Origin of the sequence: Streptomyces inhibens (genome assembly GCF_003389455.1) — a bacterium.
GTDB classification, from domain to species: domain Bacteria; phylum Actinomycetota; class Actinomycetes; order Streptomycetales; family Streptomycetaceae; genus Streptomyces; species Streptomyces inhibens.
In genome coordinates, this window is record NZ_QUAC01000209.1 from 86,460 (window position 1) to 108,589 (window position 22,130).

Annotated in this window: 21 protein-coding genes; 16 read left to right on the forward strand and 5 right to left on the reverse strand. The window is 68.4% G+C overall.

Going from position 1 to position 22,130, the window contains the following annotated elements:
• Positions 1–140: 140 nt before the first annotated feature.
• Together DY245_RS26155 and DY245_RS26160 are read left to right on the forward strand one after the other, a co-directional pair.
• On the forward strand, positions 141–2,993 hold the full coding sequence (locus tag DY245_RS26155) for a helix-turn-helix transcriptional regulator (RefSeq protein ID WP_181923872.1): 2,853 nt from the start codon (positions 141–143) through the stop codon (positions 2,991–2,993).
• Between the two features lie 245 nt (positions 2,994–3,238).
• Complete coding sequence (locus DY245_RS26160) at positions 3,239–4,408, forward strand: RICIN domain-containing protein (protein WP_181923873.1); 1,170 nt, start codon at positions 3,239–3,241, stop codon at positions 4,406–4,408.
• A 726-nt stretch (positions 4,409–5,134) separates the two neighbouring features.
• On the opposite strand, the gene DY245_RS26175 is transcribed toward DY245_RS26160, so the two are convergent.
• On the reverse strand, positions 5,135–5,578 hold the full coding sequence (locus DY245_RS26175; RefSeq protein WP_128509674.1) for a hypothetical protein: 444 nt from the start codon (positions 5,576–5,578) through the stop codon (positions 5,135–5,137).
• Positions 5,579–6,250: 672 nt separating this feature from the next.
• On the opposite strand from DY245_RS26175, the gene DY245_RS26180 reads away from it, so the two are divergent.
• A complete protein-coding gene (locus tag DY245_RS26180) occupies positions 6,251–6,880 on the forward strand; it encodes a GIY-YIG nuclease family protein (RefSeq protein ID WP_128509675.1) in 630 nt (209 codons plus the stop codon).
• Between the two features lie 930 nt (positions 6,881–7,810).
• On the opposite strand, the gene DY245_RS44675 is transcribed toward DY245_RS26180, so the two are convergent.
• Positions 7,811–7,954, reverse strand: coding sequence for a hypothetical protein (locus tag DY245_RS44675; RefSeq protein ID WP_181923874.1), 144 nt, complete (start codon positions 7,952–7,954; stop codon positions 7,811–7,813).
• 529 nt (positions 7,955–8,483) lie between these two features.
• Between DY245_RS44675 and DY245_RS26185 the strand changes: the two genes are divergently transcribed.
• Positions 8,484–8,930 (forward strand): GntR family transcriptional regulator, encoded by a 447-nt coding sequence (locus DY245_RS26185; RefSeq protein WP_128509676.1) that lies wholly within the window; start codon positions 8,484–8,486, stop codon positions 8,928–8,930.
• A gap of 11 nt (positions 8,931–8,941) precedes the next feature.
• Complete coding sequence (locus tag DY245_RS26190) at positions 8,942–9,493, forward strand: HD domain-containing protein (RefSeq protein WP_181923875.1); 552 nt, start codon at positions 8,942–8,944, stop codon at positions 9,491–9,493.
• A 5-nt stretch (positions 9,494–9,498) separates the two neighbouring features.
• Here DY245_RS26190 and DY245_RS26195 read toward each other — a convergent pair whose 3' ends face one another.
• Together DY245_RS26195 and DY245_RS26200 are read right to left on the reverse strand one after the other, a co-directional pair.
• A complete protein-coding gene (locus DY245_RS26195) occupies positions 9,499–9,972 on the reverse strand; it encodes an NUDIX hydrolase (RefSeq protein WP_128509678.1) in 474 nt (157 codons plus the stop codon).
• Positions 9,973–9,982: 10 nt separating this feature from the next.
• Positions 9,983–10,738, reverse strand: a complete 756-nt coding sequence (locus tag DY245_RS26200; RefSeq protein WP_128509679.1) for a helix-turn-helix domain-containing protein — start codon at positions 10,736–10,738, stop codon at positions 9,983–9,985.
• A 705-nt stretch (positions 10,739–11,443) separates the two neighbouring features.
• Between DY245_RS26200 and DY245_RS26205 the strand changes: the two genes are divergently transcribed.
• The 10 genes from DY245_RS26205 (at position 11,444) to DY245_RS26250 (ending at position 20,074) form a co-directional block, all read left to right on the forward strand.
• Positions 11,444–11,713 (forward strand): DUF6284 family protein, encoded by a 270-nt coding sequence (locus tag DY245_RS26205; protein WP_128509680.1) that lies wholly within the window; start codon positions 11,444–11,446, stop codon positions 11,711–11,713.
• Positions 11,710–12,507: a Pycsar system effector family protein gene (locus DY245_RS47915; protein ID WP_220377947.1), complete on the forward strand. Its 798-nt coding sequence runs from the start codon at positions 11,710–11,712 to the stop codon at positions 12,505–12,507. Before DY245_RS26205 ends, DY245_RS47915 begins: the two co-directional genes overlap by 4 nt.
• Positions 12,504–13,514 carry a DUF2637 domain-containing protein gene (locus DY245_RS26215; protein WP_128509681.1) on the forward strand — a complete coding sequence of 337 codons (1,011 nt, stop codon included), beginning with the start codon at positions 12,504–12,506 and terminating at the stop codon, positions 13,512–13,514. Before DY245_RS47915 ends, DY245_RS26215 begins: the two co-directional genes overlap by 4 nt.
• Complete coding sequence (locus DY245_RS26220; protein WP_128509682.1) at positions 13,514–13,870, forward strand: RRQRL motif-containing zinc-binding protein; 357 nt, start codon at positions 13,514–13,516, stop codon at positions 13,868–13,870. The genes DY245_RS26215 and DY245_RS26220 overlap by 1 nt, the downstream gene beginning before the upstream one ends.
• A 29-nt stretch (positions 13,871–13,899) precedes the next feature.
• A complete protein-coding gene (locus tag DY245_RS26225) occupies positions 13,900–14,097 on the forward strand; it encodes a hypothetical protein (RefSeq protein ID WP_244943271.1) in 198 nt (65 codons plus the stop codon).
• Positions 14,098–15,079: 982 nt separating this feature from the next.
• Entirely contained in the window at positions 15,080–16,279 is a 1,200-nt protein-coding gene (locus DY245_RS26230) for a hypothetical protein (RefSeq protein WP_128509683.1), read from the forward strand.
• A gap of 96 nt (positions 16,280–16,375) precedes the next feature.
• The gene (locus DY245_RS26235) at positions 16,376–18,535 is read left to right on the forward strand and encodes a hypothetical protein (RefSeq protein ID WP_128509684.1); all 2,160 of its coding nucleotides are present in this window, start codon (positions 16,376–16,378) and stop codon (positions 18,533–18,535) included.
• Positions 18,536–18,770: 235 nt separating this feature from the next.
• On the forward strand, positions 18,771–18,974 hold the full coding sequence (locus tag DY245_RS26240) for a hypothetical protein (protein WP_128509685.1): 204 nt from the start codon (positions 18,771–18,773) through the stop codon (positions 18,972–18,974).
• An 8-nt stretch (positions 18,975–18,982) separates the two neighbouring features.
• A complete protein-coding gene (locus DY245_RS26245) occupies positions 18,983–19,579 on the forward strand; it encodes a hypothetical protein (protein ID WP_128509686.1) in 597 nt (198 codons plus the stop codon).
• Positions 19,580–19,588: 9 nt separating this feature from the next.
• Positions 19,589–20,074, forward strand: a complete 486-nt coding sequence (locus DY245_RS26250; RefSeq protein ID WP_128509687.1) for a hypothetical protein — start codon at positions 19,589–19,591, stop codon at positions 20,072–20,074.
• A gap of 41 nt (positions 20,075–20,115) precedes the next feature.
• Here the strand turns inward: DY245_RS26250 and DY245_RS26255 are convergent, their stop codons facing one another.
• On the reverse strand, positions 20,116–21,129 hold the full coding sequence (locus DY245_RS26255; protein ID WP_128509688.1) for an SRA domain-containing endonuclease: 1,014 nt from the start codon (positions 21,127–21,129) through the stop codon (positions 20,116–20,118).
• A 128-nt stretch (positions 21,130–21,257) separates the two neighbouring features.
• On the opposite strand from DY245_RS26255, the gene DY245_RS26260 reads away from it, so the two are divergent.
• Positions 21,258–22,130 (forward strand): bifunctional DNA primase/polymerase, encoded by an 873-nt coding sequence (locus DY245_RS26260; RefSeq protein WP_128509689.1) that lies wholly within the window; start codon positions 21,258–21,260, stop codon positions 22,128–22,130.

Sequence of the window (22,130 nt, forward strand, 5' to 3'; positions counted from 1 at the left end):
TGGCGGCCACGTTCATGTGGGGCGAACCAACCGCCGGGGTGGCCCGGCAGCTGAATTTTCTTCGCAAGTTTCTCCGAGTCGCGTAAGAGAGCCCGCGGTGGTGCGTCTCCATGTGTGGACCGAAGCACAGAGGAGACGGCGTGGTGCATTTCCCAGGGCGGCTGATGGGCCGTGAGGCCGAGACGGCGGAAATAGCGGGATTGGCGGCGGCCGCGAAGGCGGGCACGGGGCAGGTGGCGTTCGTCGTCGGTGAGGCCGGCCTGGGCAAGACGGCCCTGCTGGAAGTGACCGCGGGGACCGCCGGGTCGCTGGGCATGCGGGTGCTGCACGGGGCGGCACAGGAGTTGGAACAGCAGCGCCCGTTCGCGGTGATCTCGGCCTGTCTGGGGGTGGATACGAAGTCGGCCGATGCCTCCCTGGCGCGGGCCGGCGAGATCTTGCGGGGCGAGGGCCGGTACGGGATGCCGGGCGGGGCCGGCGGGGCGGCCGAGTCGGACTTCGCCACCGTCGAGGCGATGCTCGGCCTGATCGAGGACCTGTGCGCGCAGCAGCCGCTGGCGCTGTTCGTCGACGATCTCCAGTGGGCGGACTCGGCGAGCCTGCTGGTGGTGCAGCGGCTGCTGCGGTCGATTCACCAGCTGCCGCTGCTCATCGTCGGAGCCTACCGACCGGTGCCCCGGGGGGAAGTCGACCGGCTCTCCCAGAGTCTGGCTCTCGGCAAGCGCACGGTGCTGGAGCTGGCACCACTGACTCCGCCGGCCGTGTCGGCCCTGCTGGCCGGCCTGTGCGGCGGTGCGCCCGGTCCGCGACTGTGGCGCATGGCCGAGGGAGCGGCAGGAAACCCGTTGTACGTCATGGAGCTGGTCGCTGCCCTGCTGCGTGAGGAGGCGATCGAGCTCCGCGACGGGCTCGCGGACGTCACCGTCGGCAGCCCCGTACCGTCGTTGACCAAACTGATCACACACCGGCTGCGGTATCTGCGCGATGAGGTGGTGCAGGCGCTTCGCACCGCCTCGGTGCTGGGAGCCGGCTGTACCGTCACCGATCTTGCAGCGGTCCTCGACCGGCCGACACATCAACTGCTCAGTATCGTCGCGGAGGCCGAGACGGACGGCATTCTGCGGGATGCCGGCGACCGACTGGTCTTCCGTCACGACCTCATACGGCATGCCCTGTACGACGCCATGTCGGGCTCGGCCCGCGCCATGCTGCACTTGAGAACGGCGCAGGCCCTCGCCGGCGCCGGTGCGGTTCCCGAACGGGTCGCCGAGCAGCTGCTGGCCGCGGCGCCGGCGGCCGGAGAGTTCCTGATCGACTGGCTCCTGGGATCCGCGGTCCCCCTCACGTCCCGGGCACCCGCCATGGCGCTCCTTCTGCTCGACCAGGCACTGGCGCTCACCGACCCCGCCGATCCGCGCCGCGGCCAACTCAAGCTGTACCGCGCCGTCGCACAGCTCTCCTCGGGCCGCTTGGCCGAGGCGGAGGAGACCGCCCGCTGCGCACTGGCCAGGACCCATGACCCGGGGTGGGAAGGTCCGTTGCGGTGGATCATCGTCCACGCATCATTCGCGCGTGGCCGACCCGACCTGGCGCTCGTCGAGATCCACGCCGCGTGCGGCAGCTCGGGCGTATCTGCGCTTGAGGTGATCCGGTTCCGGGCGTTCAGCGCACTGTGCCTGTTCGCACTGGGCAGGCTGCCGGAGGCCGGCGCGGTCGCGGCGACCACCCGGCGCGCGGCCGAAGCGATGGGCGACGGCGCCGCCCTGGCCAATGCCCTGCACGTCCTGGCGGCGAAACGGTTCCTCGAAGCGCCTGGCACCGAAGCCCTGGAACTTGCCCGGCACGCCGCCCGGCTCACACCGGAGACGATGCATCCGGCACAGCGGATCGGGCTGCAACTCGCCCTGGCCAACAGCTATATGGATCTCGACCGCCGCCAGGACGCGCAGCGCACCCTCGCAGCCGTCCACGAGACGGCGGAGCACACAGGTGGCGCCTATCTGCCCTGGTACCACCTCTCCTGTGCCCTCCTCGCATTCCACGCCGGCCGCTGGGACGACGCCCTCACCGAGGTCGAGGCCGGGCTCGATCCCGGCGAGCACTTCGCGATGTGCCGGGCGCTGCGGGCGGTGGCGGCGCTGATCTCGGTGCACCGCGGCCGGCAGACCGACGCCGAGGCTCATCTGACCGCCGCGGCCGCGGCGACCGACAGCGGTACCGTCGCCTGGTTCTACGAGTACCTGCCACTGTGCGCCGACGCCCTTGCGGACGAGGCCCGGGGCCGTCCCGAGCACGCCTACGCCCGGCTCACCGCCGCGTTCGACCGCGGCGTGGGCCATCTGCCGGGCCAACTGATCCTCTGCTTTCTGACGCCCGATCTCGTACGACTCGCCCTGGCCCACGACGACACCACGAACGCACGGCGCTACGCCGAAGCCGCCCGGAGACGGGCCGACCACAGCGGTACCCCGTACCACCTCGGTGATGCCCACCGGTGCCAGGGGCTGCTGGCCCGGGACCCGGATCTGCTCCTGGCAGCAGCCCGCTGCTACCACGAGGCGCCGAGACCGCTGAGCGAGGCACACGCCTACACCGACGCGGCGGAACTGCTGGCCCAGCAGCGACGACCGGCCCAGGCCCGCGCGCTGCTCGATCAGGCGCTGGAGATCTACACACGTCTGGACGCCCAGTGGGACGCGGCCCGCGCCCTGTCCCGCCTGCGTGCCCACGCGGTCCACCGCAGCGCACGCCGACCACGCAACAGTGCCCGCCACGGGTGGGAGGCGCTCACGGACACCGAACGCATCGTCGCCGACCACGTCGCCGACGGACACTCCAACCCCGAGATCGCCGACCGTATGTACATCTCACGACGCACCGTCGGCTCCCATGTGTCCCACATTCTCCGAAAGCTGGGGATGACCTCACGAGTCGAACTCGCCACTGAAGTCATCCGCCGAAAGAACCTGGACAGGCCACCGTCACAGGACTGACCACATGTCACCACGGTCCGGCGCCCGCAACCGAGGACTGCATCCGTCAGATGAAGGATGTACATCCGGCCACCCGCGCCTACGTTGACAGTCCCACGGCGAACCAGGCGAACCGAGCGAACCAGACGAACCAGGCGAACTGGCGCCCCGCCAGGGCCTTCTGCCTGAACACCGTGCCGTGGGTACCGCTCGGGGTAGCTGACCCGGCCCCGAGAGCACGGCTTACGGAAAGAGGAACGGGAACCATGACCGTTGAGATGACCCCCCGGAGGCCGGGGCCGCGTATGACCGCCGCGGCGCTGGCGGTCCCGGTTGCGGCGCTGGCAGTCGTACTGTCGCCGCTCAACGCGCCGGCCGCGCACGCGGACACCGGAAGCACCAGCACAGAGATCCCTGTCTCCATATCCACGTCGGGGCAGAACGGCACCCTCGCACTCCGCCGGGACTACGAGTACGCCGGCGGGACGGTCTATGACCTCGCGAACGGGGACGACTCGGCGAATCAGAAATTCAGGATCGCTCCCAATGACGACGGAACCTTCCGGCTGATCAACGGCACTTCCAGCAAGTGCGTCGACATGTCCAGCGCCACTTACCCCGATGATCTCAGCGAGTCGAACTGCGGTGACGCCGATGCGCAGAAGTGGTATCTCCAGCCAATAAGCGACGCAGCTGCCGACACGGGCAGGTATCTGATCCGCCACGTCGGCGACAACAAATGCATGAAGCCCCTCTACAGCGTGAACACTGCCTCCACCGTCGGGGTCCGTGACTGCAGTCGCGGCGACACGACGCAGAACTGGTCCCTCGCCTCCGGAACCGAGGACGCTCAGCTGCGCACGCTGGCCACCAAGTACGCCCTGAAGCAGTTCGACACCAGGTCCAGCGTCATCCCGATGGCTGAGTACAAGGTGGACGACAGCACCACAGCCACCCTCGGCGACTACCAGAACGTGACGGTCGACCCGAGCGGGAGGGCGACGAACGGCACGACCGACCTCATGGACAAGGCGGTGATGTGGAGTCAGACCACTGGCTACACCTACACAGCGGGCGGATCCGTCACCACCACAGCAGGTATTTCCTTCGGTAAGGACGGCGCCGTGCAGGGGAAGATCGACGTCGCGATCCAGGGGAATTGGTCGAACAGCTGGAAGACGGACAACACACAGGGCGGATCCCAGACCATCCGCATCAAGCCCGAGAAGTACGGCTGGTTCCTGCGGGCCCAGCTGACGAAGAAGGTGACCGGCACCTGGACGATCACCAACGACCTGGGGAATTCATGGACCGGTGCCGGCAGTGCCACCGTCCCGGCCAAGGAGGGAACCGACTCCAAGAACAGCGACCTGATCGGTTGCACCTCTGACAGCACCCTGCAGGTCTGCAAGGACCACGACCCCGTGCGCCCGTAGCACCCTCGTCGCCCGCAAAGGTCCGCCGGCCGCACCGGCGGACCTTTTGCCGCTGGTGGCACTGCTGTTCCTGCAGGTCAGTCAACGGCCCACCTGGGCAGCGACAGCTGGCGACACGGCCGCGTCACGATGGGCATCAAGGGCGACGGGATCCCCGACCGCCGTCACCGTCGTGCCAAGCCCGAAGCCGAAGTGCGCCGCAAGGCACGCAAGTTGGAACAGCTCCGCGACAAGGCGCGCGCACCCAAGGCCGACCGTAAGCCGACCGTCGCCTGTACGACGGGAGCCGTCACACCGCGGGGACGATCCTCAACGAGCTGGGTGTGGACATGCCCACGATCATGAAGATCCTTCGGCACACCGACGCGACGCGGCGCATGGGAGACACCTTCATCCCCCGCCCGGAACCCGCGCCTGAGACCACCGGCACCCGACCGGCCCGCGCCCGGTGTCGGCGCCGCATCCGGTGAAAGCAAAAGCCCCAGGTCACGGCGAGTGAGTCCTGGGGCTTCTACAGAGCCGCCTTCGGGATTCGAACCCGAGACCTACGCATTACGAGTTGTCCGATCTTGGTCCGGGCCCGTCCACACTCGTACGAAGCAGCAGCTCAGCGGCGGCTTTGAATCACGACGGAGCGATGCGGACAGCTACGGAAGGCGCGGCAACCGAGACCACAAGTGAGACCAGAGCAACCGCCTGGTCACGCAGCACCTGGGGCCTCGCGGGCTAAGCCCTACCGCGCCGGCTGGGAACGGCGATGTGTAGCTGTTGGAGACCGTACAGAGCAGCATGGAACGCAGCCGCGATCTCGCGCGCCTTCTTCTCGCTCTCGATCGGCCACATGGAGATGTAGTCAGCCCCAACGTTGGCCTTCGTCACAGTGCCAGCGACTACCAACGCTTCAGCCGCAGCCTGCAGGACCGTCACCGCCTGGTCCGGGACGATGGGCTTGCTGCTGGCCATGGCGTCAAGTTCCACCTTCCAATGCCGCCCCTGACGAGCGATGCACACAAAGATCGCGTCGTTGGTCTTGGCACTTCTATAGGCCGCGTGGTGGGCTTCCGGCTTGGTGCAGTCGGGGATGAGTGCAGCTTGGAGAGGCGTTCCAGGCGTCGACATGTCCACATCGTCGCAGGCGCTCACGCCATCAATCAGGCGAACACCGATCATCACAGCTGACCCGCAGCGCCCGTCAGAGCACGTTGTCGATGGCCGGGAGCGTGAGGTGGCCATCAGTGACTGTCGTCAGGCCAACGTTCGCCTTGAGGGGGCTCCCCCATCATCGACCCCAGCCGCGAGACCTCGCACAAGGTTCATCAGATCGCCCAAAGGTCGGGAACCGATGAACGGCCGGATCCTCAGCGAGGATCCGGCCCTTGACCTGACGTTTCGACTGTCGGGGCGGTGGGAGTTGAATCCACGAGCTCTTTGTCCCGAATGAGGTCCGGATGAATCCCGCACCTTGGGAACGACGCATGATGCCAGGTCAGGCCCTCGGCATGAGTTGGTTTGGCGTGTCGGGCGGTGCTGGTCGGGAGAAGATCTTCTCCCAGATTTCTCCCGCCAAGGCGCCCCGGCGTCCAGCGCTATCCGGGTCGAGGTTTCGCAGTCGCATGCCCCTGGCGCCCTGCATGGCCCGGCGGCGCTGGGTGGCCTGTCCGGTCAGCGCCACAGCGAATTTCGGGCCTGCGTCCCGCTGGTCGCGGCCAGCGTGCCCCATCAGTCGTGTGCCGGCGGGGCGATGGCGCCCCGCGTTCGCGGACCGCCGTTGTCAGAGGGATCAAGGACGATGGCACCGCCCAGCATCAGATAGCTTGCAGCCCTTGCTTGAAAGGACCCTCTGTGGCTCAATCCTTCACCGTTCACTTGAACATGGGCGGGCACCGTATCGAAAACGTCTCCTTGAACTGGGGGCTCGGCGGAAGCGGCGCGCGGCGGGACGCTCCGAGCTATGGCACGGACATTGAAGTTCCGGCTGTGGTCGAGATTCTTGACCTGATCGCGAGTGGAGAGATCTCTGCGGAAGATGCCCGCGACAACCTGAAGCGTCTCGCGTCTGTGATCAAGGAACGCATGGACCGTGAGTACGACGAACTCATTGAGGCCATGGAGCAGCCCTCGCCCCGCTCCGCGCCCAAGCAGGAGCGGTTCGACGATCGGTGGGTCTACGCCATATCGACCGATGACAATCCGGACGCGATCAAGATCGGAGTCGCAAAGGACATTGCTCAACGTGTGAAGTCTCTGCAAGTGGGATCTGCGAACAGGCTAGAACTCCGCTGGAGCGCTCGTGGTGGGTACCCGCTGGAGCGGCACCTGCACAACCACTTCGAGAAGGTATGTACCCACGGTGAGTGGTTTAACTTCCAGGGCGTTACTGATGCCGTCGCAGAGATCGACATGACCGCGCGCCACTTCCTTCGCCGTTACAACGACGCTCAGCGCACCGAAACCAGCCCACCTGCTCGCTGACCGCGCGGCGCTATGTTCCAAGCCCCAGGGGTTGTACCCCTGAGCTGGGCCTTGATCTTTGGAGCGGGCGAGGGGATTCGAACCCGCGCTCTGAGCTTGGGAATCCCGGGGTACTTTCGTGAGATCGTCACTCCGACCTGCGAGTATGACACCCGATGGGCGAGACAGCGGCTACCGAGATTCGCCGCTGTTGACCGCAGCCATCCACCTGAGGTGGTGCCTAGGTGGTGCGCGGTGGTGCGGCTTCGGGCCCGAAGGCAGACGCCTTCGACGTCTGCGACCTAACGAGCGCGATCTACGATGCATCTATCGGTTGTGATCACATGGACGGGTGGGCGGATCATCCGAGATGAGAACATCCCGGGGCTCTAGATGATCTAGAAGGGAGGTATGCAGACCCTTCTGTTTGTTTCCGTATATGTCCCCGTGGCGGAATTGAAGATCCGCTCCTTGAAGAAGGTGCAGATAACACCGCCACCGCCACCGCCACCGCCCCCGCCGCCGGGGCGCCCACATCTACGCGGGTGGCGGTCGCACCAGTTGTTCGGCAGGGACTGTGATTGTGATGCGGTGGTCTGTGAGTGATCCTGTGGGGCCGCCTGGGCTACGGGCGCAGCTACTGAAAAGGCAAGCGCTGAGGCCAAGACGGATGCACACACGAACCCGGGGATTCGTCTACACACAGTTCTAGTCATGATGAACCTCATGTCCTGTGGAGGCCCCCGAGTTCTGCTGATCCCCCGTAACTCCACGCTCCGCCTCTTGCTAGCGCCTGGCAACTCCGCGCCTACCGGCCGAGATGTGCCCCCTCAGCTAGTACCGAGAGGGCCGCCGATGACTCATACACGCACGGGGCATTGCCCGCCCCCGCCACCAGTACGGGGGAGCCTGGTGGCGGGGGCGGAGTCTTGGGGCGAATGATTCATTCATTCACTGGCGCGTGTAGACGATCTCTCCGAAGATCACGGTGACCCGTTGCTCAGCCTGCCGGTACACATAGACCTCGCCCTCGGCGAGCATCGGCTCACGGTGATCGAAGTGCAGGATCTTCGCGGCGTTACGTGCCGTGACCATGTCGCTGATCGGGAGGTACACCCCATCGCCGTGCCAACGGAGCACCTGGCTCGCAGGGCTTACGGTCGCCCATCGATCAGCCATTCCTTAACAAGGAATGCTGGTGGCTGTGTCGCCACGTGGGGGCGGATAGCCGACGAGATGACCTCAGCGAGCTCGTCCACCGTGCGTACCACGACGCTCGGCGGTGTGATCCAGACACGAGGCGGGGAGTCGGGGTCATCGTCGTTGGTGTAGAGCTGTGCGTATAGGTGCCCCGCCCCTTCCTCTTCCCCCCACGTGCTGTAGTCGTTCCAGCCAGGCATTTCGAACGAATAGATGGACAATCTTCCGCACCCTCCCGAGTTGCTGACTTCGTCTGGCATGAACAAGGTCAGAAGCTAGTGCCTGCCGAGCGGTGCCAGTGAGCAAATCAGCGTTAAGGCAGGTCAGCGGGCCAGCTCCGTTCCTTCCGGAGGCATGCGTGCGAAGCTGGATACGGTGAGCTGCCGACGGTGGCCACCTACGGGACGGATGAAGGGGAGAGCGCGTGCCGCAGGCCAGTCCGCGAGGTACGTACCTGCAAATCTCGGAGTCTCTGCGTCTGAAGATCGAGGAGGGTGAGATCAGCGAGGGTCTGCCGTCCGAAGCGGAGCTGATGAGCACGTATGGCGTCGGCCGCAGCACCATCGGGCGAGCGCTCAAAGCGCTCAAGGCGGACGGCATCATTGAGTCTGTTCAAGGGGCCGGCTGGTACGTGGCTGGGACGGGTGACCGTCGTCCGCTGGTAGATCGGGTGACCGATCTCCTCCGTGCTGACGGCGTGCAGGTCGGCGATTCCTTCCCCTCCGAGAAAGAGTTGTGCGAGCGGTTCGGGGTGTCTCGTACTGCGGTACGGTCCGCGATCGCGCAGATGGAGGGGCGAGGCCTCATCGCGATGAGCGCGAGCCGCCGGCGTGAAGTACGCGCCCTCCCGGTCGAGGCGTCTGGCTCGTAGCCTTGGTCACCATGGATCTCACCAAGCGGGCATATGGCCTCGCCGAATCGCTGCTGTCCGAACCACTGCCGCGGCGTTGGGCGCACTCCCTCGGCGTCGCCGAACGCGCCCGCTCCCTCCAGTCGATCCTGGGGGACGACGCCGGTCTGATGGAAGCAGCAGCCGTCCTGCATGACGTCGGATACTCGCCGCGTATTGCATCCTCGGGCTTCCATCCTCTCGATGGGGCCCGGTTCCTTCGTGATCAGGAAGGCCTGGACGAGCGGGTTGTGCGCCTCGTTGCACACCATTCATATGCTCTGCTGGAAGCCGAAGAGCGCGGACTCCGAGAGGAGTTGGCGGGTGAATTCGAGTTGGAGCGGCCAGAGTTGGTCGATGCGTTGATCTTCTGCGACATGACGACGACACCGGACGGTGGTCACACGACGTCGGACGCCCGTGTCTCTGAGATCGTCAGCCGGTACGGCCCGGATACGATCGTGGGCCGCTTCATCCAGCGTGCTGCCCCCGAGATTCACGCATCTGTGCAGCGTGTCGAGGGCCGCCTCGCGGCCGTGGGCTAATCGAGCTAACCGATGTAGGGGGCCGTGCGCGTCCGGTCAAGGCCGTGCGTGATCCGGAGCCGCATTGACGGATGAATGTCCAGTTTTTGGAGGTCCGTTGGGGATACCCAGCGGACCTCCTTGGATTCAGAACTCGTGCGCAGTGCGCCGCCAACGGGGCGTGCGTGAAAGCAGATGGAGAATTGTTGGCGTACCTCGCCGTCGTCGTACGCCATGACATGCTGTGGGTCGGTGTAGAGACCCACAATGTCCTCAACGATGACAGAGATGCCGGTCTCTTCTTCGACCTCACGCACGACCGTCTGCGCGACGTCCTCGCCGACGTCATGCCCGCCACCGGGCAGGGCCCACCGGTCGTTATCCGTCTTGTGGATGAGCAGCAAGCGCCCGCTGTCGTCGCAGACCACCGCCGTCACGGACGGGACAACAGAGTTGGCCGCAGGAGCATCGGGGTCGCGGTAGTAGTCGATTCGACTCATGCGCGGTGCCTCAGCAATCGGTAGGTGAAGAGATGGGGCGGGCTGATTGCCAGACCCTTTCGACGCTCTCAGCGTACGAGTCGAAAAGCTCGCCGCCCGGGACCCTTTGCAGGTGCAGCACTGGGGCCAAGTACGCGCCGACGCCGTAAAGGTGGCCGTTCGCCAGCATCTCGTCGTCAGCACGGTAGATGGAGTTGTAGAGGGTCGTTCCGTGGAGTCGGAATTCCACTCCGGGTAGGCCGAAAAGTCCGCTGTAGTTGATCAGCGCATTGCGGATCTTTCCCGCCATCGCCGCGCCGATCCCCTCATCCCTGCCTCGTACGGCGACCGCTTCGCTCTCGGGCTCGCCGAGCATGAAGCGGACCGGGACGCCGGCCGCAGACTTCTCCTTCACGACTCTGAGGAAGGCTGGATCCTCGGTCAGCCAAAACCCGGAGTAGACCAGCACATCGAATTGGTGCCGTGCCTGCGCGTAAAGGGTGGGCCACATGCTCTGCATCACCACGGAACGGTGCGGATAGACCTTGACGACCTCGGCGTTGCCCGACGCCGTGATTTGCGCGGACGTCCGTTCATCCGGCCAGAGGTACGAGACTTCAACTTTGAGCAGCGAGGCGACTGCGTACTGGAATCGCCGGTAGGGCTTGCGTTCAGGCTCGTTGATCCAGCGTTCCACCGTCTTGGAGGCGACGCCTAGCCGGTCGGCCACTTCGTCTAAGGACAGGCCGAGATCCACGATCGCGCCGCGCAACCGCTCGTTTGCCACATCAACCCCTTGTGGCTCGGGACGACTTGGGACGACTTCACCGTATCGAGTCGTACCTGACTCGTACAGGTACGGAGTCGAGCGTCTGGCGCCGACGGAGCAATCTCTAACTAGGGCCGGTCGGAGCAGTCGTCACCGATCGGCACCCCGAAGGACTTGACGGTCGAACCTTCGACCGGCATGGTGAGAGGCATGTAATACATGCATCGCTTCCACCGTTCAACGACAACTCCACAGCGTGATCCACCGCATCAGGACGACCGTGAGTGCACCGGCCGAGGCGAGTGGAGACCCGTCGGCAGCAGTAGTCACCACGTGGCTATATCGGACGCCGCGCCACGATCTGCGGGGATTGCCTCGCAGGGAGCGCTAGTCGCAGGGCTGGACCGACGCGAAAGAACGACGCGGCACACCACACCTTTTCGTCGCCACGATGTCCGGGAGGGGCTCCCCGGACCGAGCGCGGCCGCGTCCATGCGAGACCCACGGCCCCTGGCAGGAGCCACACGCACCACCTCGATTGCCGGAGCGCTTCGCGCTTAGGCCGGTTGCCTCCTCCGTCCGTCCGGCGCCTCAAAGGGCCGTACGGACGGGGTTGAGGGGAGCCGGAGGTCCATTCCTGCTTCACCCGTTAACGGCGTGCGGCCCCGGTGTCCTACCACCGGGGCCGCTTCGGGCCGTTCCACTGTGAGGAGACAACGACCCATGAAGAACATCGCTGCACTTCAGGCGGTTGTTACCGCCAACCCGCCCGTCGGTGGCCCGACGGCCGCGGAGCTGGATGCGATCGAGGCGGAGATGCCGGTCATTGCGGCGGAGGTTGAGCTGCTGGACGCGCAGATCATGATCCTCGACCGCACGCCGTCCGAGGTGGACGAGCGCCGCATTCGGCGGGCACGGCGCAAGGTGCTCGCCGCGCGCCGCGAGATCGCGAACCTGTCCGACGCGGCGTTCGTGCCGGAGGTAGGGGCATGAGTTACCAGGAAACTGCACTGAGCGCGGCGCACGCGGAGGTCAAGGCGGAGCTGGCCCGCACTGACACCAAGGCGAGCCTGTTGCTGGCGTTCACCGGCGCGATGCTGGCCGGCGCCTGGACGGTGGCCAGCAGCGTCCACCTGCCCCCGGCCGCCGTCGCGTTCGGGGCCGCCGGGGTGGCGGTGCTGCTGGCCGCAGCCACGTATCTGCTGTGGACCGTCCGCCCGAACCTCGGCGGTACCCGCCCGCAGGGCTTCCCCAAGTGGGCGACCCTCACCCCCGACGAGATCCGCGACGCGCTGAGCGAGGACGACAGGCCCGCGCACATCGCCGCCCTGTCCCGCATCGCCGTTGCCAAGTTCGCCCGCCTTCAGCGCGCCATCGACCTGACGGCCGATGCGGAAGCCGCCGAGCGCGCGGCCGAGGCGGACCGAGCCGACGCGGAGATTGTCCGGGAGATCCTGGAGTGCACGGAGGCCCAGCTGGCCAACGCGCGTGCGACGGTGACCGAGCAGGCCGCCCGGATCGAGGAACTGACCGCGCCGACCCCGGCGGATGCGTCCATGGTGCTGTTGCTCCACTACGGCCGGCCCCACAGCATCCACCCCGACAAGGCGGCCGCCTACGCCTACGCGGCCACCTTGGGGGCTCCGTCGAGCGGCTGGGTCCCAGTGGGTGAATGCCCTGCGGCGGACCTGCGGTGGATGTGCACGCCGTTCATCTACGACGCCGGCCACGACCACTTCCGCAGCGTGACCGCCCCCGCGGTGGAGCCGTTGGGGGGTGCGCTGTGAACGGTGTTCAGGTGCGTTCAGCCGAGCGCGCGTTGTCGGTCGGCACCTGGCTGATCGTGGGCGGCGCGATGCTCTACTCGATCCTGACGGTGACCCCGCTCATGTCCGCCCACACGGCGGATGACTGGGACTGGACGGCGCCGATCCTGCCGCTGGTCGTGGACGCCGCGGTCGTGATCGTGGTCCGTCTGGACTCGGTGCTTGCCCGTCTGGGCGGGCACGGCGGCCGGTGGCCCATCGCCCTGCGGTGGATGACTGGCGCCATGACCCTGGCCCTGAACATCGCCGACTCCGCCCTGAAGAAAGACCTGGTGGGCGTGGCTGTCCACGCGGTCGCGCCGCTGCTGCTGATCGTCACGGCAGAGACCGGCCTGGCCTACCGGCGCGCCATCACCCACGCGGTGACCGCCCTGGAGGACAAGCGGCAGGCCGAACGCGAGCGCCGGGAGAAGGCGGTGCGTGACCGTGAGGAGGCCGCCCGGCGGGAGCGGCAGGAGGAGCGGGAGCACGAGGCGGCTCTGGCGCGTGAACAGCGTGAACATGAAGCCCAGCTCACCCGTGAACAGGCCGAGCGCGACCAGCGTCTCCGGCGCGAGGAGCGCGAGCAGACCGCCGCCCGGGAGCAGGCGGAGCGGGAGGCTCGTGAACGCGGTGAACGCGAGCGTGAACGGCAGCGGCTTGAGCGTGAACAGCGTGAACGCAAGAACGCCGAACGGGCCGAGCGCGAGCGCCGGGACCAAGCTGCGGCCCGTGAGCGTGAACAGCGCGAGCGCGAGGAGCGGGCCGAGCGTGAACGCTCCGCCCTCCTGTCCCGCGGCCCGGCCAAGGAGAAGCTGCCCGAGGACGAAGCCCGCGCCCTGATCGCCGCGGCGTTCGCCGCCGGGCTGCCGGTGCGGGCCGCGTCCGAACTGTGCGGCTGGTCGGTCGGCTGGGTCTCCTCCCGCTACGCCGAGCAGCGCCAGCCGGACGACGCCGGACACGCTGACCTCGCCATCGCGACCGTGTGATGGCGCAGTCCAGCCGCGGCTCCTGCGGCACTCCCACCTACCCATGGCACCTGGCGCCGGACGGCCTGGCTACCCGCCGTCAGCTGCGTGCCCTGGGCCTGCGGCCGGGCGGTCAGCCCGTGGTCGCTCAGATCGAGCGGCCCCGGCGCCACCGGGGACCACTGGTCGCCTACCTCTACCGCACCGACCTGGCCAAGCCCGTACGCCCCATGACTCCCGCCAAATGGGCTGCGGTGAAACGGGCGTTGGCGGCCCGCCGCATCTGCCCTGGCTGCGGCCTGGACCGCGGCTACACCATCCCCACCTCGCTCGGCGTCTGCGTGACCTGCGCGGGTGCACCCGCTCTCGCCGCGTGACCTCACCCTCCTATCCGCGAAGGATTGCCATGGCCATCTCGAAGAAGCTTGCTGCCGCCCTCAAGCGGGACGACGAGCGCGAAGACGCCGGTATGCACGCCGACGACCGGGTCACCTGCTACTCCCACCAGTCCTGGGCTGAGGACTGCGAGGGCCGCCATCTGAAGCCCACCGCCGGTGGCTTGCTCGCCGAGCACAACGAACTCCAGCGCCGCCGCCAGCAGTAGCTCACATCGGCCCTGTCTGGGCCGTTCGACGGCGCCCCCGGCCTGCTTTCCAGGGCCCGGCCGGGGGCGCCTCTCGCACTCCGAAGGAGCTTCACCAGTGTCTGACACCACCGAAGCCACCACCACTACACCCCCCGATCCACCCGCATCCGGCACCACCAACGCCGTCGTGGACGGCACGACCGTGCCGATCGAGTTCACCGTCACTCAGGCCCCGGCCGAGGTGGAGACTCCCACGCAGGCGCGCGCAGGTGGTCGCCTGCGGGCGCTGCCCGCGGCCGTGTTCGGTGCGGAAGCCCTGTCGACCGGGTCCGCGGCCCTGTACTCCGCGGCCGGGATGACCGGGACCCTGGCAGCGGCCGGAGTAGTCGTCGGCGGGGCCGCCCTTACCGCGGCAGGCGTGGCTACGGCCAGGTCGCGGCGCAAGCGCGGTGCGGGCCATGGCCGCGGTGCCTTTCGCAGCGGCGGCCGGGGCGGCGCCAGCCGGTCGCACCGGTCCGGTAGCTCTCTTGCCTCGGCGGGCGGCGCCGGTCCGCGCGCTGGTTCAGGCGGCATCGGTCGTCAGCGTCACCAGGGCGGTGCTGGCGGGGCGACCAGCACGGGAGCCTCCACACCCCGCAGCACGAGCGCCGGGCGCGGCACACTGCCCACGCAGGGCCACAGCCGCCGCGGCGGCATGGACCAGGCGTCCACGGGGGTGGCAGACCGACACCGTCACTCCGCAGGGAAGTCCGATGGTGGCGGGGGCCGCCCCGGCGGCGCGGCAGGGCGCCTGTCTCGTCTCGCAGCCCGTCAGGGTGGGGCAACCGGACTGGCCGGTGGGGGTCTTGGTGGCGGCGGGTCGTTGTCGAAGTCGTCTGCCGGTCGTTCGCAGGGTGCGCGGTCGACGGTGGCCGCCGCGGCGGGGCGCGCTGCCCGCGTCGGGGTCCGGGATGTTGCTGCGGCCGGGCGTAAGGCGGCTGCGGTGTGGGAGTCCCCGGCCATGCGGTCCGTGCGGGACGGCGTCCGCAGCGGCTATCTCCAGCTGGCCAACCAGGTGCAGGCAGCCGCCCCGCCGCTGCTGGCACGGCTTGGGGAGCGGATTCGCAGCGCCCGGCGGGCGCTGGCCAAGAGGGGCAGGGCTGCGGTGCCGTTCCTTCTGCGCGCGGCACGTGCCGGCCTGCTGGCCGGAGCCCTCGGGGCCGTGGTGTCGGTACCTGGCCTGATCCTGCGGGGCGTGGCCGCGACGTGCGGCGGGCTGCTGCGCTGGATGCACCTGGCGCCGAGGAACGGCAAGCCCTGGGGTGCCCGCTTCACCCGCTGGGGCCCGAACGCCGCCAAGTGGGCTTTCACCAAGCTGATGCGCTCGGCGAAGACCAAGTGGGCCGATGCGGTCCGCGCGGATGTGCTGACCGACTTCGACGAGCCCGGCCGCCGCTCAACCGCCGGACCGGGCAGCTCTGTCGCCTGGCCGACCGATCACTTCGGAGGGAATCTGGTGTCCGTCTTCACCCGCGAGACCGAAGGCGTGCGAGAGGCGTACGCCCGCTATGAGCCGCCGATGATGCTGGCGGTCGCCGCCGAGTACTGGGGGCTTCCGGAGGGGCTGACCTCGACGGGGGAGGCGATCCGGCAGCTGGCAGTCAGCACCGCCGACAAGTACCCGGCCGATGCCCGCATGGCCGACCTGGTCGCCCAGGTCTACTCCCTGCTGCACCAGGCCAGTCAGAAGGCTGCCGAGGTCGGGCCGCTGTTCGCCAAGGTCCACGAACACGACCTGCGCCGGTATGAGGAGCCCCGGCCGGGCGAGCACATGTGGAACATCCTGGAGCGCCGCCAGGACGGCAGCTTCTCCCAGCATCAGCCCTCGCACTTCGTGGCGGTCACCCAGGACGTCGCGCACGTCTACGCCCGCTACGAGCCCGGCCACATGCGCCAGGTCGCCGCCGAGTTCGAGGGCATCCCCGACGGCATCGAGAACGTCGCCGCGGCCGTCCAGCTCCTCCAGACCCGCAGCAACGAGAAGTACCCCGTCGACAAGGCGATCGTCGACGCCCTGGCCGACGTCCACATGCTGCTGATGAAGGCCGCATCCGCCGCGCAGGACCTGATGCCGAACTTCCGGCGCCTGCACGCCCCGGACATCTCCCGCCACGAGGCGCCCCGCAACGGCGAGGAGTCCGAAGGCATGTGGGACGTCTGAACGCACCGCGCAACCGCTCCTCCCGCGGGCCGGACACCCGTTGGTGTCCGGCCCACGGCGCTCCCTCCCCCCGCGACATCGAAGGAGCCGTACCCGATGGCAAGCAACCACGCTCTCGCCCTGGACTGGGCCTGGAGCACCACCCCCGCCACGACCGCCGCCCTGGTAGCGGGCGGCGCCTACAGCGTCGCCGCCGTCGGCGCGGCCACCGCCCTGCCCGCCTCCTACGCCCTGCTCGTCGGCGGTGTCGGCGCCGCTGCGCAGGCCGGTGCCGACCTCTACCAGCGCCGCCCCGCCTGCCACACCGCCGCCCGGTGCGCGGCCTGGCTGGCCACCGGAGGCTGGACCGCCGTCACCCTCGCCGGGCACACCGCCCTGACCTGGAATGCCACCGGCTGGTGGGCGGCCGGCACCGCGGCCGGGATGACGCTGGCCCGCGGCCTGGTCCGCGCCGAGCAGACCGCCCGCTCCGAGCGGGCCAGCAGGCGCCTTCAGAAGTGGGCCAACAACCAGGCCAAGGAGTGGCACGAACGCCTGGCCCGCCTCTTCCGCCTGACCGAGCACGAGGTGGAAGGCGTGAAGCCGTGGACGGCGGATGTCGGCTATACGGTCCGCGTCCGGATGCCCTCCGACACCCCCGAACTGCCCGCCGACGCCGTACGGAAGCTGGCGGTGGACCTGCGGCTGCCCAAGGGCGGCGGCATCCAGATCGTCGACGGCGAGATGTACGGCGAGATCCACATCCGCGTCACTGCCAAGGACGTCCTGGCGGAGACCATCGACTACCCCGACGACCTGACCGCCACCAGCATCTACCAGCGCATTGAACTGGGGCTGCTGACTGATGCGGAGCCTGCGGACTTCCCTCTGGCCGATGTCTGCGCGCTGGAGATCGGGCAGACCGGCTCCGGCAAGTCCAACCTGATCAACGTCACCAACGCCCAGCTCCTGCGCACCGTCGATGCGGTCGTGTGGCACCTGGACGTCACCGGCGCCGGCATCAGCCTTCCGTGGCTGCGCAGTTGGGCCATCGACGGCACCAGCGACGTGCCGCTCATCGACTGGACGGCGGACACGGTCGAAGAGGCGCACATCATGCTCGATGTCGCCATCGCCGGTATCAACACCCGCAAGGCCGCCTATCAGGACCTGATGCATGAGGTGGACGACGACAAGATCCCCGTCAGCCCCGACGTCCCGGCCATCATCCTCGTCGTCGACGAGATCGCGGAACTTCCCTACGAGATCCTGGCCAAGCTGGACACCGTCGTCGACACCGGCCGCGCCGCCCGCCTGCGCACCTTCATCTCCGGGCTGCGCGCCACCCAGGACGTCATCACCGCCGCAATGAAGAAGCAGTCCCGTGCGCGGATCGGGCTGCGGGTGAGCGACCCGGAGGAGCTGCACCACCTCTTCCCCACCGGCGGGACACGGCTGGATCCCAAGGCCGCAGCGCACAAGGGTTCCGGCTTCCTCTCCGCCCCTGATGAGGACGACGTCGACTCCGAGCCGGGGCCGTTCAAGTGCTACCGGATCAAGCCCAAGCGGATCAACGTCATCGCCCCGCAGCTCGCGGACCGGCGCCCGGCCGTGGACGCGGTGACGCTGGACACCGAGCCGGGGCGCTACTACGCCAGCCGCTGGGGCCGCATCCTGCCCCGCCTCTACAAGAACAAGACCCTCAGCCCCACCACCCACCCCTACACCGAGATGGAAACCCTGTGGCCGCCCCTGGACGCGGCCACCGGCCTCCCCGCCACAAGCGCCAAGCCCGACAAGGCCACCAAGACAGACACCCACGCCGGGCGAGGCGAAGGCACCCCGGCCCGGACCACGCGATTCGGTTCCGAAGCGCTGGCCGCCCTGCTCGAAACACCCCGCACCGCGACCAGCACCAAGGAGGCGGGCGGAGACGCTGACGAATCGGACGTGATCCGGGCCGAGTTCGGGCGCGTCGTCCAGCAGGCCGGCGTCCCCGCCGACCGGCCCCACCCCGTCCCGCAACTCCTGACCGACGCCCACAACGCCGTCGTCGCCGCAGGCGGCCGGATGCACACCGCCGACCTCGCCGTCGTCCTCGACATGGAGCGGCTCATGCTCGGCACCGAACTCGGCAAGCTGCTGCGCGAAGTGGGCATCGAGCGTCCCGGCAAGGGCACCGTCCGCGCCGGAAAGGACGGCGAACCCAAGCCCGGCTACCAGGCCGAGACCCTCGCCGCCGCCATCCGCGCCTACACCACCCACAACGGACAGTAACCAACCCGGTGTGTGGTGGGCCCACCACAGCCGACCCACCACACACCCACCACGCCCTGTGGGACTCCCACACGCCCGTGGGAGGCACTGACCTGCATGTGAGGGCGTGGGAGTCCCACAGAAAACCTGCCCCGAACGCGCCCCGCAGCCCCGCCAAAGGCTCTGGGGCGCCTCCGTCTGGTGGGTGTGGGACTCCCACACCCACCACCCGCCATCACAACACAAAGTAACTGACGTGGTTGTTTCCATCAGCGGCATCGTCCTGACCGCCGTGATCCTCGCCGTGATGCTCCGCGCCAACTACATGCGCATCGGCGGCGCTCTCACCGCCGCCTGCTTCGGCTTCTTCCTCGCCGCCACCGGCGCCGCCCCGGCCATCACCGGATTCCTGGCCACCGTCGCCTCCGGCATCGCCACCCTCGGCCGCTCCCTCGGATAGGACACGCCATGCCGCTGACACCCCTCAGCTACCGCGAGATCTCCGAACTCCTCGACCACACCGGCATCTGCCGACTCCTCGACGCCGACACCGCCCAACTCCTCGCCGCCTCCAACAACCCCACCCCGCCCGCTCCGCCTGCCGTACCCACCGAAGCTGCCCACACGCTGCCGCAGCGTGCCGTCGACAACCCGGCAGCCACGGCCGCCGTCTGGAAGCACATCCGCGACGAGGAGCAACGCCTGGCCGGTAGCGCGCAGACACCGCCGCAGGTACCGGACTGGGCGCGGCCGGCGCCTGTAGCTCCGGCTGTTCCGGCGTGGGTGTGGCGCTACAGCGCCCTCGCCCTCAGCACCGGCGCGGCCATCGGCCTGGCCGGGTGGGGCATCGGCCAGACCGCCGCCTGGGCCCCGTACCTCGAAAGCCTCCTCTACACCCTCGCCGTCATCGCTGTCGGCGGCGCCGCCTGCGTCATGGCCGCCGCCTCCTTCCTCGGCAAGCTCATCGGCGCCGTCCGCGCCCGCCTGGAACGGCCGCACATCACCCAGCACATCACGGCGACCGGATGGTTCGGCCGCGCCAACGGAACGATCAACCACCGCTAGGAGAGACAGATGGGCTTCAACCCCGACGACATCGTGACCGTCGAGCCGAACTGTGCGGGCTGGTTCGCCCCCTGCACCCGCGACATCACCCGCCACCAGCTCGGACAACTCCTGCTGAGCTTCGACGACATGGCCTCCGGCACCCAAGACCGGGTCCCGGACCACGCGCAGATCTGGCCCTCTCCGGAGGCGGCGTACGTGAGCGCTCCGAGCATCGACGACGAGCTGGACTGGCTCAACCTCACTGCCAACGCCTCGTACGACGAGGATCTGGACCGCGACTGGTACCTCCGCAACGCCGCCGCCCTGGACCGCATCGCCCTGGGCGAGTCGACGAGCGAGCGTGCGTGCCCGGATGAGGCCGAAGCCACGGCTGTGCTCCTGCTCGACCTGGACCAGGTGTCCCGGGACTACGACCCGCGCGCCTATGTCCGCCAGCAGTACGCTCTCTGGCGCACTGCTCAGGGCACCGGTCCCGAGCCGTCCCGCTCCTAGCTGTGGCTGGGCGGCCCGCGTCCGCCGAAGTCTCGGGCCGTCTAGACGAGGGGCCAGCCGACGAATCCGTCGTCGGTCTGGTAGACGAGTCCAATGTTCTGGTCCGTAAGGAGCTGCTGAACGTCGGGCGTGGGAGCGCTGGGCAGCAGCACGGCGACGCGCAACGTCTTGCACTCCGGAATGTGCCGGCGGTAGTCAGCAAGCTGCCCGATGGCCATGCGGACGTTGGAGCGCGTCGTCAGCCCCTTGGCCTCATACAGGACGTGTTCGGTCGCGTCGTACAAGTCGGGAGTAAGCGTCCCGGGCTCGCCGGCGATGGTGATCTGGAAGCTGTGAGTCTTGTGGCCGGCATCAGCCAGGTGCTCCGCGAATGCCGCCACGAGCTCGCCCTCGCGCAGCAGCACCTTCCGCTTGCTGGCAGGAATATCCGCGATCGTCTGGGACGTGCTGTGCTGCTCGGTCTTCTTGACCTTCGCACCGCTCTGCTTAGGCAGTACAACAGGCACCGGCTTTGAGAGTTCGGGGTCCGTAACCTCGAACGTGGACTTCGTGGCCTTCGGCTGCTTGTCTGCCTCGGTCCATGCCGGCGTGGTGCCCGGAGCCGGGCGGAACCGGAAGACCAGCACGTTACGCATCTCGCCATCCCTGCCAGGGCTGCGGCGAACGTCGTACGGCTGAGCGGGGTCCAACGCCATCTGTCCGATGTAGCGCTGCCGCATCGCTCCACTGCCGGGCACCTTGCCGTGCGCGACGAACAGGTGAATCTCACGGTTCTTCTGTGAGGCGGTGAGGAGCGAGCCGTTGCGGTCGGACGGCTTCTGGTCCCCCTTCGCGCCGGCCCCCGTGTACAGGTACAGCGGCCCGAACTCGTCATCCTCGGCGCGGCCGTCGAAGGTGTAGCCGTACTCCTCACCCGCGGACGGGTCGGAGTAGACGAACACCTTCCCGGCGCCGTCTGCCGGCTCAATTCCCTGAAACGTCCCACAGCCGAAGGCCGCGGCGATGGCATCGCGCGTCGTCACAAGGCCCGGCACAAGATCAACAGTCGTCAGCATGCGCAGACCCTAACCGTCGCCCCTGACACCGTGCCTCCGCGTTTCTCCGCGGCAGGCGAAGGCGGCCCCCATCCGACCAAGAACCGGGGCCGCCCTCATCCACCAACTCAAAAGTGGAGGTCTCCAGCATGACCCAACCCACCGACATCCGGCGAGACCACCAGGCCGAGCATCTGCCGACAGCGCTGTCCCTGGCCGTCGGCGGCATCCCGCCCCTGCCCCTGCGGGTGGGCAAGGTCCCGTTCGGCAACTGCCGTGCATGCAAGGGCAACGCGTGCGGCGGCCGGCCGAACATGAAGAACCCCGGTCTCTGCGAGTGCGCCAGCGTCTGCCACGCCTGGGCCGCGGCCACCACCGACCTCCGCGTCCTCACCTCTCCGGCATGGGCGTCCGCCTGGCAGCAGGCCGCTGCCGTCGCCTACCACCCCGGTGGGGCGGGGCTGACGGTGGTCGACCTGGACGACGCGGCCGCCGTCGCATGGGCCCGTGAGGCCCTGCCCGCCACCCGCACGGTACCGACGACGCGGGGCGAGCACTGGATCTACCAGGGTGCGATGCAGTCCGCGAATGCTGTGCGGCCCGGCATCGACATCAAGTCGCTCATGTCCTACACCCGCTGGCTTGGACCCGGCACCGGCACCATGACCAACCTGCCCGACGCCGTACGTGCGCTGGTCGTGAAGAAGCCCTCCACAGTCCGGCCTGCACGGCCTGTCGTAACCGTGCCCGCACTCGCCGAGGGCGGGGAGTGCAGGCATCGCACGCCCGCCTACCTGGAGCGTGGCATCTGCATGGCCGAGCAGCGCATCACCGAGGCCCCCAGCGCGGTCCACACCACCGTCTACCGGACGTTCCTCGCCGTGCTGTCCGTCCACGGCGGGTGCGGCTGCCTCACAGACGCCCACGTGGAGCGGCTGTTCACCGCCGCGCACGCCAAGGGCGAGTCCCTGAGGCACTGCACCGACGCCTGGGCCAACGCCCGCACCGCCCTGGGGCTGTGA

Bases quoted from the DNA above. Each gene is read 5' to 3' on its own strand.
- DY245_RS26160 (WP_181923873.1), top strand. From the start codon at position 3,239: ATGACCGTTGAGATGACCCCCCGGAGGCCGGGGCCGCGTATGACCGCC.
- DY245_RS26175 (WP_128509674.1), bottom strand. From the start codon at position 5,578: ATGATCGGTGTTCGCCTGATTGATGGCGTGAGCGCCTGCGACGATGTG.
- DY245_RS44675 (WP_181923874.1), bottom strand. From the start codon at position 7,954: ATGGTCACGGCACGTAACGCCGCGAAGATCCTGCACTTCGATCACCGT.
- DY245_RS26190 (WP_181923875.1), top strand. From the start codon at position 8,942: ATGGATCTCACCAAGCGGGCATATGGCCTCGCCGAATCGCTGCTGTCC.
- DY245_RS26195 (WP_128509678.1), bottom strand. From the start codon at position 9,972: ATGAGTCGAATCGACTACTACCGCGACCCCGATGCTCCTGCGGCCAAC.
- DY245_RS26205 (WP_128509680.1), top strand. From the start codon at position 11,444: ATGAAGAACATCGCTGCACTTCAGGCGGTTGTTACCGCCAACCCGCCC.
- DY245_RS47915 (WP_220377947.1), top strand. From the start codon at position 11,710: ATGAGTTACCAGGAAACTGCACTGAGCGCGGCGCACGCGGAGGTCAAG.
- DY245_RS26220 (WP_128509682.1), top strand. From the start codon at position 13,514: ATGGCGCAGTCCAGCCGCGGCTCCTGCGGCACTCCCACCTACCCATGG.
- DY245_RS26225 (WP_244943271.1), top strand. From the start codon at position 13,900: ATGGCCATCTCGAAGAAGCTTGCTGCCGCCCTCAAGCGGGACGACGAG.
- DY245_RS26230 (WP_128509683.1), top strand. From the start codon at position 15,080: ATGCGGTCCGTGCGGGACGGCGTCCGCAGCGGCTATCTCCAGCTGGCC.
- DY245_RS26235 (WP_128509684.1), top strand. From the start codon at position 16,376: ATGGCAAGCAACCACGCTCTCGCCCTGGACTGGGCCTGGAGCACCACC.
- DY245_RS26245 (WP_128509686.1), top strand. From the start codon at position 18,983: ATGCCGCTGACACCCCTCAGCTACCGCGAGATCTCCGAACTCCTCGAC.
- DY245_RS26250 (WP_128509687.1), top strand. From the start codon at position 19,589: ATGGGCTTCAACCCCGACGACATCGTGACCGTCGAGCCGAACTGTGCG.
- DY245_RS26255 (WP_128509688.1), bottom strand. From the start codon at position 21,129: ATGCTGACGACTGTTGATCTTGTGCCGGGCCTTGTGACGACGCGCGAT.
- DY245_RS26260 (WP_128509689.1), top strand. From the start codon at position 21,258: ATGACCCAACCCACCGACATCCGGCGAGACCACCAGGCCGAGCATCTG.